The following is a 15122-nucleotide window of genomic DNA, read 5'->3' on the forward strand; positions in this document are numbered from 1 at the left end:
AGTTCTGATAATGGAAATAGGAAAAATTCAGGAAGCCATTGCCCCGGTGAGGGAGAAGATAATACACCATCCATTATATGCTTCGTTGGAGTCTTTTGAAGATATTCAACTGTTCATGGAGCATCATATTTTTGCCGTTTGGGATTTCATGTCCTTGCTGAAAGGGCTCCAGCAATCCTTAACCTGTGTAAAGGTGCCTTGGGTTCCCGTAGGCAGTCCTAATACCCGCTATTTTATCAATGAAATAGTAACGGGGGAGGAGAGTGATGTAGATGCGGCGGGCAACCGTTGCAGCCATTACGAGCTCTATTTGCAGGCTATGCAACAAGCGGGCGCCAATACGGAGGCTATCCTTTCCCTGGTAGCAGCAGCGCAAGCCGGTATTCCTATTCAAACGGCTATTTCCGAAGCCAATTTACCAGCAGATATTAAAGGTTTTTTAAAGTTTACTTTTGATACGATCGAAAGTAATCAGCCCCATTTAATGGCTGCCGTGTTTACATTCGGCAGGGAAGATCTCATCCCGGGAATGTTCCACGAACTGGTAAAGGATATGCATCAGAAATTCCCAGGGAAGCTGGATATTTTCCAGTATTACCTAGAGCGTCATATCGAGGTAGATGGCGATCATCATAGCATATTATCCATGCAAATGGTGGCTGAATTATGCGGCGATGATGCAAGGCTTTGGAAGGAAGCGGAAGCCGCTGCAATTACAGCCTTGGAATGGCGCTATCGCTTATGGACAGCGGTTTTAGAAGAAAAATCTAAAATTTTATCCTAAAAAATTTTGTTTATTCAAACTATTGCATACCTTTGCAATCCCTTACAACACAAGGGAATACGTTGGTGGGATAGCTCAGTTGGTAGAGCAAAGGACTGAAAATCCTTGTGTCGCCGGTTCGATCCCGGCTCCTACCACAAAAGCGGGAATAGTACAGTCAAATGTATTGTTCCCGTTTTTATTTTCTGCTACCCCCAAAATTTTTACTTGATCCATGGTTTTTCACCAAATCATTTAATGCTTCAAAATCCTCCAAAAACTTAGAAATCTCCCCAAAATCGGGGTGAAAAAAATTATGATACCATTTTTTCACCAAATCATTTAATACTTCAAAATCCTCCAAAAACTTAGACATCTCCACCAAATCGGGTGAAAAAAATTATGATACCATTTTTTCCTGCTAAAATAATTTCCCAAATCCCTACTGACATACTGCTGTCAAAACCCGGTTGTTTCTTTGTAATAACAAAACGTTACTACTATGATTTTAACAACCAGCAAACCGATTTCAAATACGCTTTCCGTTGTAATGAAAAACTTTGCCCTCTATAATGCCTGGGCAAATAAAACCATGATATATTGGTTACAATCCCATCCAGAAAAACTAATGGATAAGGAAACCATTTCCAGCTTTCCGACGATCCGTTTAACCTTATTGCATATCCTCAGTTGCCAGGATTTTTGGTTGAGCGTACTCGAAGAAAGCCCACAACATACCCCGAACTACGAATTACTGTCAACAAGGGCTTGTTTTGATATGCTCTTAGAACAATCAGAGCAGATGACAGCATATATCCTATCACTTTCAGATGCTGAATTGAGCCAGGAAGTTGTCTTCACATCTCCTTGGGTACAAGGAAAAGAATCCAGGTTTGAATATATCCACCATGTATTTAATCATAGCACTTATCACCGTGGACAAATTGTAACAATGGGCAGGAATTTAGGCATTACGGATGCTCCTATGACGGATTACGGGTATTATTTGACTGTTAGATAATATTTATAATTCTACGACCTTACCATCGGTTTCTCCTACAATTACTTTACTTGCCATACCGATAAACAAGCCTGTAACTGCAACCCCAGGTATCTCCCGGAGTTGCAGCTCCAATTGTTTTGGACTAATAATCGATTTAATTGGCATATCAACTATATAATTGTTATTATCCGTTACAAAAATTTCTGCTCCTTTCGTCCTTAAATATGCTGTTCGGCACAGTGCTTTAATATGCTTTAATGTCACTTCCCAGCCAAAAGGAATCACTTCAACAGGCAATGGAAATTTACCTAAATAATCCACCTTTTTTGAAGCATCCACCACTACAATAAACTCCCTGCTCGCCGCCGCAACGATCTTCTCCCTCATCAAAGCGCCACCGCCACCTTTTATTAAATTCCATTTCCCATCCACTTCATCAGCCCCATCTATTGTCAAGTCAAGTTCCTGGGTAGCAGAAAAGTCAACTATTGGAATGCCGCATTCCTTGGCCAGTTTTTCCGTTGCAAGAGAAGTCGCTATTGCTTTTAACTTCATCCCAGATTTTACTTGTTCACCAAGTTTTAAAATAGTATAATAGACGGTACTACCGGTACCCAAGCCTATATTCATTCCGCTTTCTACATATTCAGCAGCCTTTTCGCCCGCTGCTTTTTTCGCGAGATTGATTTCCATGTCAGCATGTTTTACAGGATGAAGTTCGCCATTTTTTCCTACTCCGTCAATCGAAGGTTTTTATAAAGAAATTTTAATCATTATTTTAATTACTATCATTTATTTTCACGTTATGTCACCAGGAAAAAATCAACACGGTAGCGCTATGTGGAGATATAAAGCCATTCTCTCCGGAACCATCGGAAACCTTGTAGAGTGGTATGATTGGTATGTATACACGACATTCGCTTTGTATTTCGCACCGGTCTTCTTTCCCGGCGATAATAAAACGGTGCAACTACTGAATACGGCAGCTATATTCGCCGTTGGCTTCTTAATGCGTCCTTTAGGCGGTTGGATCTTCGGAAAAATGGCCGATCAAAAAGGAAGGAAAACTTCGATGACGCTTTCCGTATTGTTGATGTCTTTCGGTTCTATGCTGATTGCTTTTACTCCCGGATATCATTCCATCGGTATCATGGCGCCGGTTTTACTTTTAGTTGCCAGGTTATTACAAGGCTTATCCGTAGGAGGTGAATATGGTTCTTCTGCAACTTATTTAAGTGAAATTGCCCCCGCGAGCAGGAGGGGCTTCTTTTCCAGTTTTCAATATGTTACATTGATCGGGGGACAATTACTTGCGCTTAGCATACAGGTTTTATTACAAAAAGTAATTTTAACCCACGAACAACTCGCCAGTTGGGGTTGGAGAATCCCATTCGTAATTGGGGCATTATTAGCCATCGTTGCTTTGTATATGAGGAAAAACATGGAAGAATCATTGCATCTCTCTCCGAAAGTGCAAGAAAAAGGCTCTCTAAAACTCCTACTCAAACAACATCCCAAAGCGGTTTTCACAGTCGTGGGCCTTACCTTGGGAGGAACACTTGCATTTTATACTTACACGACGTATATGCAAAAATTTCTCGTCAACACGGTACATCTTAGTATTGAAAGGTCCAGCATGTTAACGTTTTACTTAATGTTGATATACGCAGCTATTCAACCTTTATTCGGGTTACTGTCGGATAAGATTGGCAGGAAACCACTCTTGATGGGTTTTGGAATACTCGGTACGATATTTACCGTGCCTATTTTAGCAACTTTAAGTCATGTAACTGAAGAATGGCAAGCATTTTTATTGATTCTTGCTGCCTTGATTATCGTAAGTGGATATACTTCGATAAATGCCGTCGTGAAAGCAGAACTATTTCCTGCTCAAATTAGAGCCTTAGGTGTGGGCTTGCCATATGCACTTACGGTAGCTATTTTCGGCGGTACCGCTGAAACGGTGGCGCTATATTGTAAAAAAATCGGGCATGAACAGTATTTCTATTTTTATGTAGCAACTTGCATTTTTATCTCGCTAATTGTTTATACACTCGTAAAAGATACAAAGACTACTTCTTATATAGATCACGAAAAACACTAGTAAAAAACTTACAATCTTACTGTAAATTTCGTGCCTTTACCCAAAGCACTTTCAACTGTAATCTCGCTATTCATTGCATCCAGTTGATTCTTCAATATATAAAGACCAAAGCCATGGCTATTTTTAGTTTTATGAAAATTCTTATTAGCTTTATATAATTGGTCACCAAACCTATCTAAATCTATTCCCATCCCATTATCGGCAACATCTAAATAACATGCGCCGTCTTTTTTATAAGTTGATATCAAGATAATAGGGGCGGTATCCCTTTTTGCATATTTAATCGCATTACTCAGTAGATTATAAATAATACTATCTAAATAAGCTTTGTTATACTTAACATGCAAAACCTGTAGATCCATCCGGATCATTGCTTTCGAGGAATGAATTTCTTGATATAATTGATATATACATTGATCAATACTTTTATTGATGTTCAGCATTTCTTGATTAACCGGTTCATTATTTAATCTTACATGTAACAGTTTTATCAAGTTATTCAATATATCCATCAAGGCCTTACTGGATTGTTCCAAGTATGGAAAGTACATCATGCGTTCTTGTTCATCACGACTATCTTTCATTAACCCCAATAATGAAATAATATTTCCAGCGGCGCCCCTTAAATTATGTGCAACTATTTGATTGAATTCACTGAGTTGGTTCACTCTCCTTTGTAATTCCCCGGATGTTCTCCCCAGGATGATGTTATTGCTGTTTAAGTCATCTATCAACTTTTTATGTTCTGATATATTGACTATCTGCGATATAAACATTGGTGAATATGGATCCCGTACCATCGATACTGATAATAAGACCCATATAATACTTCCATTCTTATGGTAATACCGCTTTTCCATTTGGTAAGTATCCAATTCATTGTTTAGCATTTTCCGAACAAAGTCTAAATCGATCTCTAGATCGCCGGGGTGCGTTAATGATTGAAAATTTAAGCTCAACAATTCTTCTTTAGAATAACCCAGCATCTGGCACAGTGAATTATTTACATCAACAAATAATCCTGTATCCGTAACTAGGGCAATCCCGATGCTCGCATAATGGAATGCATTTGTAAATTTCTGATCAATTAATAGTTGTTTATCTTTTTCTATTAATTGATTTGTCAACATTTGCAAAGAGCGCCTGGCTCTTATCGGTTCAGAAATATCATAGAAAGAAGCAAGGATAAATCGTTCGTTTTTTATTTCAAGGATGTGCGTATTTACATTGATCCATATGCTAACCTTATCCACCTTTAAACCCATGACAAAATTCTTTACAGGGGATCCGCTTTTTATCGAGGTGGCTATCGGGAATTGTTCGGAAGAAATCGGCATCAATTCTTCTGTAGTAGCTATCCACATCTCATCCTTATATGATTTACCGAGAACTTGGTCTGACGATAATTTTATTATTTCTAATGCTTGTCGATTACAACCCTTGATAATCCCTTCATTACTAACCAGTAGGATTCCTTCGTCTATGGTATTTAAGATGGCTTCGGTTATGCCATTATCGATTTGATGGTCTATTTGATGTATAAACATGAACTTTCTCTGCAAAAAATGCGGCTTCTAGGTTATGGATAAACAGGTATCGCCAACTCTAATAAATTTTTGATCAGCAGGTATGAAACTGGCAATACTATTTTTAAATTCAATCTATTGAATCACAGTTTTTTAGCGTGATTATAGAAGTGTAATGTATTTATTTTCATCAACATGAAAGTAATAAATCTCTAAAATTTTACACTTTTAATCTTCCATAATTATTGGAGCTTCTATCGGGCTAATATGTTTGCGCTTAATAAGAAATCAACGACGCTCACGAACAATATTAAAGCATTCACCTAATAAATATTATTCTAATTAACAATAATAATATATTTATAATAGGTTTTCATAGGATATATGGTTAAAACATTACAAGGTGGTATTCTTACTACCTTTTTTTATTTTATTTCCACCTCTCCAACAATTCAATCCTATTCTCAAATGGATCCCAAATAGAAAAACGGGTTTGACCGGGGATAGGAATCTCATCTTTTACCTTTATCCCCTTCGAAATACAATATGCCCTGGTAAATTCGATATCTTTTACTTCGAAGGCAGGATGCCGCTTTGATAAACTGCTTTCTTCAAGCCCTATATGTAGTTCTATATTTCCCATCTTAAACCACATACCGGGCCTATCTTGCAATGACAACGGGCGTTCTATTTCTTGCAAGCCTAATATTGTTCCATAAAATTCCCTGGCTTGATCTTCCGCATCAATAGGAATACATAATTGTACATGGTGAATCCGCTCGAACTGAATCATATCAATTAAATTTCACCGCGAAAGTAAGTACTTGCTAAAATTTAGCAAATTTTGTTTTAACAGCTTGACAATTACATTATAATATAACAAACCTACTTTTATGATATATCAATATTATTATTCCAATCAGGACTTAAGGAATAAATCATTTGCTGGAACGTTAATAGGTACTCATCCAGCAATTTTTCCCTCCTGAATACTCCTTGCAGCTCTTCCTGTTGCCTTAAATTTTCTTCCAGTAATTTGGTGCGTAAATTTTCTAAATCATGGAAAGCAACCTGGTAAGACAGCTGCTGCTTTTTACTCAGGCAATCTTCAAAATTCCATCTTAGGCTGCCGGGAAATTGATCTCTTGGCTGTAGTTCCATACTAATCATCAAGGCCCTGTTAGAAATGTTTATATGCCTTTGGTACAAACTTGAATGCAAAATATTTGTTGATAGGGGAGCGCCGATCGCAATTTCCATGAAATCTATCAACATATGCGTAAAAGAATATTGTTCGCATTGCACGATATACTTAGAAAATACAGGGCAAACGGTGGATTGCTTAATATCGGTCATCCAGCGGATACCTTTCAAATAATCATTGAAATGAAATATAAAACGGTACCAACAAGAGGTACTGGCAAACTTCCGCACTTCCGCACCTAGAGTTTGTATGAGCATGCATAATTCATCATCGCATGCAGCATTAGGTTTACCTTCGAAGGCTAATAGGTAACATTGATGTATCGGTTTCAATTGCTTGGAGGAATAAAAACTGTATACATCCTTGCAAAGAAGCATCCACAATAATAATCTCGATATTGTTTGCAATCTTTCAAATTGCGCATCGGGGTATAAATTAGCGGCTATTATACCGATATTCATTGACTTGTAATGTTCTATTTCTTCCTTGCTTAAAAATTGAAAAGTGTCTAGTAAATTATTTAATTCTTGTTGTAGCGCCTTTCCGTACAAGATGCAGAGTTGGTTGAGTTGTGTATTCATGGCGGACAATTTTGTAATTCATACTACCACAGCTTATATAATTTGTGATGTAGAATAGGGGTTAAAAGATCAGGGGTATTCCCTTGTAAATTACTTGAATTACCTGTATTCGGTTTGCAGTTAATTCAAATTATATATTTCAAAATAGATGCCATTTTTTATTAAATAAGTTGTAGAAATGTTTTGTCCCAGTGGTGTAAAAAGCAAACTTAGATTCGAAAGTAAACAATCGATACTGTACTTTTGTTGGCAAGTCAATCGTTCCCATGCATTATTTATCGATCAAAGCATTACATATCATTTTCATTGTGACCTGGTTTGCCGGTATGTTTTATATAGTAAGGCTATTTGTTTATAATACTGAAGCGCAAACCGAAGTAGAGCCGAAGAAAAGCATCTTACAGGAACAGTTCACCATCATGATTAAGCGTTTATGGTACGGGATTACTTGGCCCTCTGCAATTATCACGTTAATTTTAGGCCCATATTTATTATATCAATACGGTACTATACAACCCTGGATGTGGGTTAAATTAGGGTTTGTACTTGCTTTATATTTATATCATCTTTCTTTACATAAACTTGTAAAGGAGCAGCAAAATGGTATTTTTAGATATTCTTCCACGCAGTTAAGAATTTGGAATGAAGTAGCCACCGTGCTATTAGTGGCTATTGTATTCTTAGTCGTATTAAAAAGCCTTGCAGGTTTAGCATGGGGGATTAGTGGCTTGATGGCCTTCACTTTATTGCTTTTACTTGCTATCAGGATTTATAAAAAGATACGGGATCGTAAATCTAAATAGCTTTACTAAACTGGTTTTGAATCTTTTCCTGTTGACCCGATGCATATAAATCAAATGCATGGCAAACGATTCTCGTGAGCTGTTGACCAATTGCTGTTAAAAAAACGGTCTTTCCCCGGATCTCAACCAAACCATCAGCTTCCAATTCTTTCAACCTAGGTAATACAATTTTATTTACTTCAACAGGAAATTCTTGATCTAATGTTGTAGTACCATTACAGGCAATGTTCAAAATATGCTGCCTGAAATACTCATCTTTTTTATCAAGCAGGAGTCCTTTTGCTATTGGTAATTCTCCTGCCGCTATACTTTCATAATAAGTTTTCAACTCCTTTTCATTTTGGGCATATGCTTTACTGGCATCGCTGATACTTGATACCCCGAGGCCAAGTAACAAGGAGGTATTGGTTTGGGTATACCCCATAAAATTGCGGTGTAAATTTTTTAAATATTTGGCTTTCACCAAGCTATCATGGGCCAAAGCGAAATGATCCATCCCGATATCAACATACCCGTAATCCATGAAAATTTCTTTACCTAGGGTATACAGTTTTATTTTGTCTTGAGCCAGGGGTAAGTCCTGTTCACTATAAAGCCTTTGAGATTTAGACTTCCAGGGAATATGCGCATAGTTATAAAATGCGATTCTATCAGGCCTTAGCGACAATACTTCATGCAAAGTTTTCTCTAAACCGCTAGTATTTTGGAAGGGGAGCCCGTAGATTAAATCATAATTTACAGATGTGTACCCCGTGTCACGAGCCCAACCGGTTACTGATTTTACATTCTCCAAAGGTTGAATCCTGTTAATCGCTTTCTGAACAACCGGGTCATTATCCTGCACCCCGAAGCTTACCCTTCTAAATCCAAGTTGGTATAAAGCTTCCAGGTGTTCCCTCGTGGTATTATTCGGATGCCCTTCAAAACTAAATTCATACTGTGGATGTATGATAGCATCGTTGAAAATAGTAGTCAATAAACGCACAAGATTTTCCGGGGAAAAGAAGGTAGGGGTACCTCCACCAAGATGAATCTCCCTAATAATAGGCGCCTGGTTCATTAAATTTAGATACATCTTCCATTCTTTCAAGACGGCTTCAACATAGGGCAATTCAACATGATGTTGTAAAGAAATCTTTTTATTACAACCACAATAGGTACATAGGGATTCGCAAAAAGGTAAATGTATATAAAGGGCCAAACCTTCTTTCAAATTATGAATTTTGAATTGCTCATAAAACATCTCTTTCCAACTTAAAGTGTTCATCGATTCATTCCAATAAGGCACTGTTGGATAACTGGTATATCTCGGGGCAGGAATATTGTATTTCAATAGTAAATCTTGCTGATCCATCTTCTAAAATTTTATATAGCTAAGATATCCCCAGTTATTTCAAGACTTGCTTAGATGGATCAGAAGGATAAATGATTATGGTCAATTTTTCCGATGATATAAAGGTGTTCCACGTGGAACAATAATATTTACTATTAATGAGCATTCTTAAAATACACCAATCTAAATAAAAGGTAATTTTAGCCCTTTTAAGACAATCTCCCTTCTTTTGGATATAAGGTCTCACCTACTTAGAGATCGTTCATTATACAGCAGATATAAAGCTCACTTTTTTCCGATTATTTACATTTTTTTTCATCTTCAACTACGATGCATAAAAAAACCGGGTAAATTACCCGGCTTAAAACGAAATATTTTCAAGTCATTATCTTCCCATATAAACCATCAGAATTTGGACATCGCTAGGATTAACCCCACTAATTCTACTTGCTTGTCCAAGTGTCCTAGGTTTTATCTTCATGAATTTTTGCTTGGCTTCCGCAGATAGAGATACCAACTTAGAATAGTCAAAAGAATCCGGTATTACCAAATCTTCAAGTTGGCTCATCTTTTTTACAAGCTCATTTTCCTTCTCTATATATACTTCGTACTTAATTTGGATCTCTGCCTGCTGCAAGGTATCGATATCAAAACCTTCCAACGCTTGTTTCAATTTCAGTACTTGCTCTTTCATCGAAAAAATATCAATATTAGGACGTAATAATACTTGCAACGCCCTTTGTTTTTGAGTTAGGGGAGAAGAGTTATTTGCCTCTAAATACCCGTTGATATCTGAAGGATCTAAAGAAAGCTCTTTCAGAATTTTCTTAATCTTTTCAACCCCTTCACGTTTTACATTCACCTTTTCCATCCTTTCTTCCTTTGCTAAACCCATCAAATGACTCCTTTCCGTTAACCTCAAATCAGCATTATCTTGCCTAAGCAAAGTCCTAAATTCGGCACGGGATGTAAACATCCGGTACGGTTCATCAGTACCTTTATTGATTAAATCGTCTATCAACACACCGATATAGGCTTCGCTTCTTTTTAGGATAAAAGGATCTTGTCCCTTCGTCTTCAAATGTGCATTCATACCAGCCATTAAACCTTGACAAGCAGCTTCTTCATACCCGGTAGTTCCATTGATTTGGCCGGCAAAAAACAGGTTCCCGATCAATTTAGTTTCTAACGAAAACTTCAATTGTGTCGGTGGAAAATAATCATATTCTATCGCGTAGCCGGGACGGAACATTTTACAATTCTCAAATCCGGGAACTGATTGAAGGGCTTTATATTGAACATCTTCCGGTAGGGAAGTAGAGAATCCGTTGACATAAATTTCCACGGTATCGAAACCTTCAGGCTCCACGAATAATTGATGTCGATCCCTTTCCGCAAACCGGTTAATCTTATCTTCGATTGACGGACAATACCTAGGTCCAACACCTTGAATCCGCCCTTGAAACATGGGAGAACGGTCAAAACCCGTCTTCAATAGCTCATGAACCTTTGAATTAGTATAAGTAATATGGCAACTTCTTTGTTCTGACGGCTGTATCTTTTTCACGTCCAAGTATGAAAAACCGATGATTTCCTCATCTCCCTTTTGCTCTTCCATCTTGGAATAATCGAGGCTTCGCCCATCAATCCTGGGTGGAGTTCCCGTTTTAAGGCGATCACTTTCCAAACCAAGTTCTATTAATTGTTCGGTAATACCTGTGGCAGCCCTTTCCGCTACACGGCCTCCACCAAAAGTTTTATCACCAATATGGATTACCCCGTTCAAAAAGGTGCCGTTAGTTAGTACTACAGCCTTAGCCTTGATTTCGTGGCCAAGACCAGTAACTACTCCATAGCAAGTATTATTCTTCACCAGGAGGCCTTTTACCATATCCTGGTAGAAATCTATATTAGAAGTGTTCTCCAATGCTTCCCGCCATTTAGCAGCAAAAAGCATCCGGTCATTTTGTGTTCTCGGGCTCCACATAGCGGGACCTTTCGACCTATTCAACATTCTAAATTGTATCATGGACTGATCGGTAACAATACCGGAATAACCACCTAAAGCATCGATTTCACGCACAATTTGCCCCTTAGCAATTCCACCCATAGCAGGATTGCAGCTCATTTGAGCAATTGTTTGCATGTTCATTGTCACCAATAACACCTTAGAACCCATATTTGCAGCGGCGGCAGCAGCTTCACAGCCTGCATGACCAGCACCAACCACTATAACATCGTAACTTGGAAACATTACATTGAATTTGAGTTGCAAAATTACAGATTACATAATAGAAAACCGTCAATATTTATAAGGTATATATAACCGGGTAAATGTTCCACGTGAAACATTGCCACAATAAAAAAGAGTGTTCCACGTGGAACACTCTTCAGAAATAATAAATTATAATCTCAAGCAAAATATAAGCTTAGATATTCGTCTTCTTTTTGTCGCATTAATTTCTCCTCAGTATCTGATTTATCTCTATATCCACATAAATGTAGCGCTCCGTGAAAAATAACACGGTGCAATTCCCTATTAAAACTTTCCTCAAAAGCCGTAGCATTTTCCTGAACTCTTTCAACGCTTATGTAAATTTCTCCTTCCGTAATATCCGGATTGGGAGACAATTCAAAAGTAATGATATCTGTATAAGTATCATGATCCAAAAACTGCTGATTAATTTCGAGCAGGTAAGCATCGGTACAGAAAACATATTGCAAATCTTGCAAACCCTGCGATTCCCTTTTAAAGAGTTCCGCTATAAACTTTTTTAACCTGGTTTTATCCTCTAAAACCAATTTTACATCAAGATTGGAAAATCGAACTGCCATCACATTGTATTTACATTTGTAAAAATATGGTGAAAATTCTGATTTACAGTCAATTCATTTTTGCATATTCAACGGACTAAGGTACTTTTGCATCGTAATTGCTTGTTGGCATTTATATGGGAATAGTTCCATTTATCTGGTTCCTTAATTCATATGACATGGTAAAATTGTCTTCACTAAGTATCGGGAAAAGTGCTGTAATCCGTGAGTTCGAAAAAGATGATATTCACATCAAATTAATGGAAATGGGCTGCGTTCCCGGTGAAGTAGTAAAAATTGAGAAAATAGCTCCACTAGGAGATCCGATTTCAATAACCGTTGCCGGCTATAATTTGTCACTCAGGAAAACTGAAGCCGATTTCATTTGGGTTGAAGAAGTTCAGGGCTTAGTAGGCTTAGAAGATTAATAAAACTTACTTAACTTGATATTTAAAATACTGCTAAGTCTAGCAGTATTTTTTTTTGCATAATAAAAAAATTTACTCTTTTATCCACACAGCACACAACGCGGAAAACGTAAAAGTAAGGCCCTTACATTTCAAAATATCAAACTATTGCGTGGTAACCACGGGTTAAACCAGATCATAGAATCCTAAGAGCCTTCGCTTAACAGGCTTCCTACATTCGCTCCAAAACGCGGAACCCATACTTATTCCTCTCACATAAAATTCTCAGATTCCTTAAAATGCAAGCCTCCCAAAAGCTCCTCGAAAGAAAATCCCCGGGGTCCATATTATATATTTAATTCTCAGCTCACTATAAAATAAATGCTCTCAAAATTGCATGGTTATCCACAGCATTGGGTAGCCACGAATAATAATTAATAGATTAATTCTCAAGGCATTAAAAAATCAACGCCATAAGAATTGCACATTAATTTCACACCTGTACCTATACTTACGCACATAAATCTCAGGCGCTTCCAAAATGAATCCATTGAGATTTGCATTGAAAACCTTTACCCGTGGTTACCACAGCACATGTGAATAAAATAAAATCTCGCGGGCTTTAAAAGGAGCGTAGTAGTAAAAACGAAGGGCTTGACAATTGAATATTTCACATTATATCGCACTATTATACACAATAATTCATTCTTAAAGCCTTAAATATGCATAATACCCAGGTATTATCCACAGTAATTCATTATAGATTCACATAAGATAATAAAGAACCAGGTATTTTTAATACTGATAATCAATAAGTTATACAATTTAATAAAGAAATTACCCAGGTTTTATGTTATTCACAGGGTCAAAATAATAGCACAAAAAAACCCGCATGAAATGAACCATGCGGGTGAACTGGGATTTTAAATAGATTATAATCCTGCGGCAGCGCTTATTTCGAGCATCCGATCGATTGGTTTCTTAGCCGCTAAGCGAAGATTTTCTTCCATCGTGATTTCCGGTTGTTCGTACTCCATGCACAAGTATAATTTTTCTAGTGTATTCAGCTTCATATGCGGACAATCGTTACAAGCACATGCATTATTCGGAGGAGCAGGAATAAATGTTTTATTAGGGTTTTCCTTTTGCATCTGGTGCAAAATACCGGTTTCCGTCACAACGATGAATTCCTGGGCCGGATCCTTATGACTAAATTTCAGTAAACCCGTGGTAGACCCGATGAAATCGGCCACTTCCAAGATAGGCGCTTCACATTCAGGGTGTGCGATTACTTTTGCGCCCGGATGTTTTGCTTTAAGGTTCAATATTTTTTCCAGGGAGAAAATCTCGTGTACCATGCAGGCACCGTTCCACAACACCATATCCCTCCCCGTTTTCTTCTGTAGGTAAGCACCAAGATTCCTGTCCGGGGCAAATATGATCGGTTGATCTTTGGGAACACTTTCAATTATTTTCTCAGCATTTGATGAAGTGCAGATAATATCGCTCAACGCTTTGATACCGGCTGAACAGTTGATATAAGAAATCACGATATGATCAGGATACTTGGCTTTGAACTTTTCAAATAGGGCAGGGGGAGCGCTATCGGCCAGGGAACAACCCGCTTTCAAATCAGGTAGCAGTACCTTTTTACCAGGATTTAAGATTTTGGCGGTTTCGGCCATGAAGTGCACACCTGCAAAAACGATCATGTCAGCATCTGTTTTAGCTGCGGCTTGTGCAAGCCCCAAGCTATCGCCAATATAATCTGCAACATCTTGTATATCCGGCTCCTGGTAATAGTGAGCCAACACAACGGCTTTCTTTTCTTTTTTCAACCGGGCAATCTCGGCAAAAAGATCCAGGCGCACATCAACGGGTATATCTAGAAAACCATTTTTTTGCAAATTTTTTTCTGCCTCCTTAAAAGCCGTAATCATAACTATAATTTCTTTTTTAATTTTTAAAAAAAATAAAGACCCATTACTATTAGGGGTGTGAGTTTGTGGATAGTGAAAAATCAAACACCGGTACAAAGGTACTTGTTATTATATTTTCGACAGCTATCCACATCAAATTAACAGGCTGTTTCCAGGCTGCTATTGGAAAGTTCCAGGCTTATTCACAGCTGTGTATTTCTCTCCAGGTGGAAAAGTGTTAACCTGGTTAAGCCAGGTAAAAGTGTGAGTTTCGTTGGACAATTATTCAGCCCCAAATACCAGGCAAATCCTGGGGAGAATAACAAATTATTTTTTACCTGCCTGGGAAGGGTGATTTTCCCACCGTTTTTTGACTTACCCAGGGGGTTACCAACAGCTTTTGTGGAAAAATTAACATCGAAATCCAAAAAGCTCCTTTTAGCCTTAAAACCGCTTATTTTAATAAAATATTTATCAATTTTCCACAAAATACTGTGGATTATTGATCAACAATTTATATTTTGTGGATAAGCCAGGGAGCAATGATATTCATGGAAATACACTACTCGTAAGGCAAACAGCAACAAAAATAAACCTAATTTTATAACCCTCTTGAAATGTCAACATGTGAATAAGATGTGAAAGAACTCCCGACCTCATGAAAG

14 protein-coding genes and 1 tRNA gene are annotated in these 15122 nt (G+C 37.7%); 6 read left to right on the plus strand and 9 right to left on the minus strand.

Going from position 1 to position 15122, the window contains the following annotated elements; all coding sequences use genetic code 11:
- Positions 1–10 precede the first annotated feature (10 nt).
- The gene (locus COR50_RS05170; protein WP_098193009.1) at positions 11–784 is read left to right on the plus strand and encodes a DUF3050 domain-containing protein; all 774 of its coding nucleotides are present in this window, start codon (positions 11–13) and stop codon (positions 782–784) included.
- Between the two features lie 64 nt (positions 785–848).
- Positions 849–921, plus strand: a tRNA-Phe gene (locus tag COR50_RS05175).
- Between the two features lie 41 nt (positions 922–962).
- Here COR50_RS05175 and COR50_RS22250 read toward each other — a convergent pair.
- On the minus strand, positions 963–1139 hold the full coding sequence (locus COR50_RS22250; protein ID WP_157760632.1) for a hypothetical protein: 177 nt from the start codon (positions 1137–1139) through the stop codon (positions 963–965).
- A 126-nt stretch (positions 1140–1265) separates the two neighbouring features.
- On the opposite strand from COR50_RS22250, the gene COR50_RS05180 reads away from it, so the two are divergent.
- Entirely contained in the window at positions 1266–1784 is a 519-nt protein-coding gene (locus COR50_RS05180) for a DinB family protein (protein WP_098193010.1), read from the plus strand.
- A 3-nt stretch (positions 1785–1787) separates the two neighbouring features.
- Here the strand turns inward: COR50_RS05180 and rpiA are convergent, their stop codons facing one another.
- Positions 1788–2459 (minus strand): ribose-5-phosphate isomerase RpiA, encoded by a 672-nt coding sequence (rpiA, locus tag COR50_RS05185; protein WP_098193011.1) that lies wholly within the window; start codon positions 2457–2459, stop codon positions 1788–1790.
- A 112-nt stretch (positions 2460–2571) separates the two neighbouring features.
- On the opposite strand from rpiA, the gene COR50_RS05190 reads away from it, so the two are divergent.
- Positions 2572–3870, plus strand: a complete 1299-nt coding sequence (locus COR50_RS05190) for an MFS transporter (protein ID WP_098193012.1) — start codon at positions 2572–2574, stop codon at positions 3868–3870.
- A gap of 8 nt (positions 3871–3878) precedes the next feature.
- Here the strand turns inward: COR50_RS05190 and COR50_RS05195 are convergent, their stop codons facing one another.
- The 3 genes from COR50_RS05195 to COR50_RS05205 form a co-directional block, all read right to left on the minus strand.
- A complete protein-coding gene (locus COR50_RS05195; protein ID WP_157760633.1) occupies positions 3879–5432 on the minus strand; it encodes a PAS domain S-box protein in 1554 nt (517 codons plus the stop codon).
- 394 nt (positions 5433–5826) lie between these two features.
- Entirely contained in the window at positions 5827–6189 is a 363-nt protein-coding gene (locus COR50_RS05200) for a VOC family protein (RefSeq protein WP_098193014.1), read from the minus strand.
- A 98-nt stretch (positions 6190–6287) separates the two neighbouring features.
- Positions 6288–7181, minus strand: coding sequence for a terpene synthase family protein (locus tag COR50_RS05205; RefSeq protein WP_098193015.1), 894 nt, complete (start codon positions 7179–7181; stop codon positions 6288–6290).
- Positions 7182–7447: 266 nt separating this feature from the next.
- On the opposite strand from COR50_RS05205, the gene COR50_RS05210 reads away from it, so the two are divergent.
- Positions 7448–7984 (plus strand): CopD family protein, encoded by a 537-nt coding sequence (locus tag COR50_RS05210; protein WP_098193016.1) that lies wholly within the window; start codon positions 7448–7450, stop codon positions 7982–7984.
- On the opposite strand, the gene hemN is transcribed toward COR50_RS05210, so the two are convergent.
- From hemN to ybeY, 3 genes are all read right to left on the minus strand, one after another.
- On the minus strand, positions 7977–9338 hold the full coding sequence (gene hemN, locus COR50_RS05215; RefSeq protein WP_098193017.1) for an oxygen-independent coproporphyrinogen III oxidase: 1362 nt from the start codon (positions 9336–9338) through the stop codon (positions 7977–7979). The two genes, COR50_RS05210 and hemN, sit on opposite strands and share 8 nt — an antisense overlap.
- Positions 9339–9702: 364 nt before the next feature.
- Positions 9703–11571, minus strand: coding sequence for a tRNA uridine-5-carboxymethylaminomethyl(34) synthesis enzyme MnmG (gene mnmG / locus COR50_RS05220; protein ID WP_098193018.1), 1869 nt, complete (start codon positions 11569–11571; stop codon positions 9703–9705).
- 158 nt (positions 11572–11729) lie between these two features.
- Complete coding sequence (gene ybeY / locus COR50_RS05225) at positions 11730–12152, minus strand: rRNA maturation RNase YbeY (RefSeq protein WP_098193019.1); 423 nt, start codon at positions 12150–12152, stop codon at positions 11730–11732.
- A gap of 158 nt (positions 12153–12310) precedes the next feature.
- Here ybeY and COR50_RS05230 point away from each other — a divergent pair, with 158 nt between their 5' ends.
- Positions 12311–12559, plus strand: coding sequence for a FeoA family protein (locus tag COR50_RS05230; protein WP_098193020.1), 249 nt, complete (start codon positions 12311–12313; stop codon positions 12557–12559).
- A gap of 911 nt (positions 12560–13470) precedes the next feature.
- Here COR50_RS05230 and nadA read toward each other — a convergent pair.
- Positions 13471–14478, minus strand: a complete 1008-nt coding sequence (gene nadA / locus COR50_RS05235; protein ID WP_098193021.1) for a quinolinate synthase NadA — start codon at positions 14476–14478, stop codon at positions 13471–13473.
- Positions 14479–15122 lie beyond the last annotated feature (644 nt).

The sequence above is a fragment of the Chitinophaga caeni genome, assembly GCF_002557795.1.
GTDB lineage: Bacteria > Bacteroidota > Bacteroidia > Chitinophagales > Chitinophagaceae > Chitinophaga > Chitinophaga caeni.

Excerpts from the sequence above, each read along its gene's own strand:
- COR50_RS05230 (WP_098193020.1), top strand. The coding sequence starts at position 12,311 with ATGGTAAAATTGTCTTCACTAAGTATCGGGAAAAGTGCTGTAATCCGT.
- nadA (WP_098193021.1), bottom strand. The coding sequence starts at position 14,478 with ATGATTACGGCTTTTAAGGAGGCAGAAAAAAATTTGCAAAAAAATGGT.
- rpiA (WP_098193011.1), bottom strand. The coding sequence starts at position 2,459 with ATGGAAATCAATCTCGCGAAAAAAGCAGCGGGCGAAAAGGCTGCTGAA.
- COR50_RS05180 (WP_098193010.1), top strand. The coding sequence starts at position 1,266 with ATGATTTTAACAACCAGCAAACCGATTTCAAATACGCTTTCCGTTGTA.
- COR50_RS05190 (WP_098193012.1), top strand. The coding sequence starts at position 2,572 with ATGTCACCAGGAAAAAATCAACACGGTAGCGCTATGTGGAGATATAAA.
- COR50_RS05205 (WP_098193015.1), bottom strand. The coding sequence starts at position 7,181 with ATGAATACACAACTCAACCAACTCTGCATCTTGTACGGAAAGGCGCTA.
- COR50_RS05170 (WP_098193009.1), top strand. The coding sequence starts at position 11 with ATGGAAATAGGAAAAATTCAGGAAGCCATTGCCCCGGTGAGGGAGAAG.
- COR50_RS05210 (WP_098193016.1), top strand. The coding sequence starts at position 7,448 with ATGCATTATTTATCGATCAAAGCATTACATATCATTTTCATTGTGACC.
- ybeY (WP_098193019.1), bottom strand. The coding sequence starts at position 12,152 with ATGGCAGTTCGATTTTCCAATCTTGATGTAAAATTGGTTTTAGAGGAT.
- COR50_RS22250 (WP_157760632.1), bottom strand. The coding sequence starts at position 1,139 with ATGTCTAAGTTTTTGGAGGATTTTGAAGTATTAAATGATTTGGTGAAA.
- COR50_RS05200 (WP_098193014.1), bottom strand. The coding sequence starts at position 6,189 with ATGATTCAGTTCGAGCGGATTCACCATGTACAATTATGTATTCCTATT.
- mnmG (WP_098193018.1), bottom strand. The coding sequence starts at position 11,571 with ATGTTTCCAAGTTACGATGTTATAGTGGTTGGTGCTGGTCATGCAGGC.
- hemN (WP_098193017.1), bottom strand. The coding sequence starts at position 9,338 with ATGGATCAGCAAGATTTACTATTGAAATACAATATTCCTGCCCCGAGA.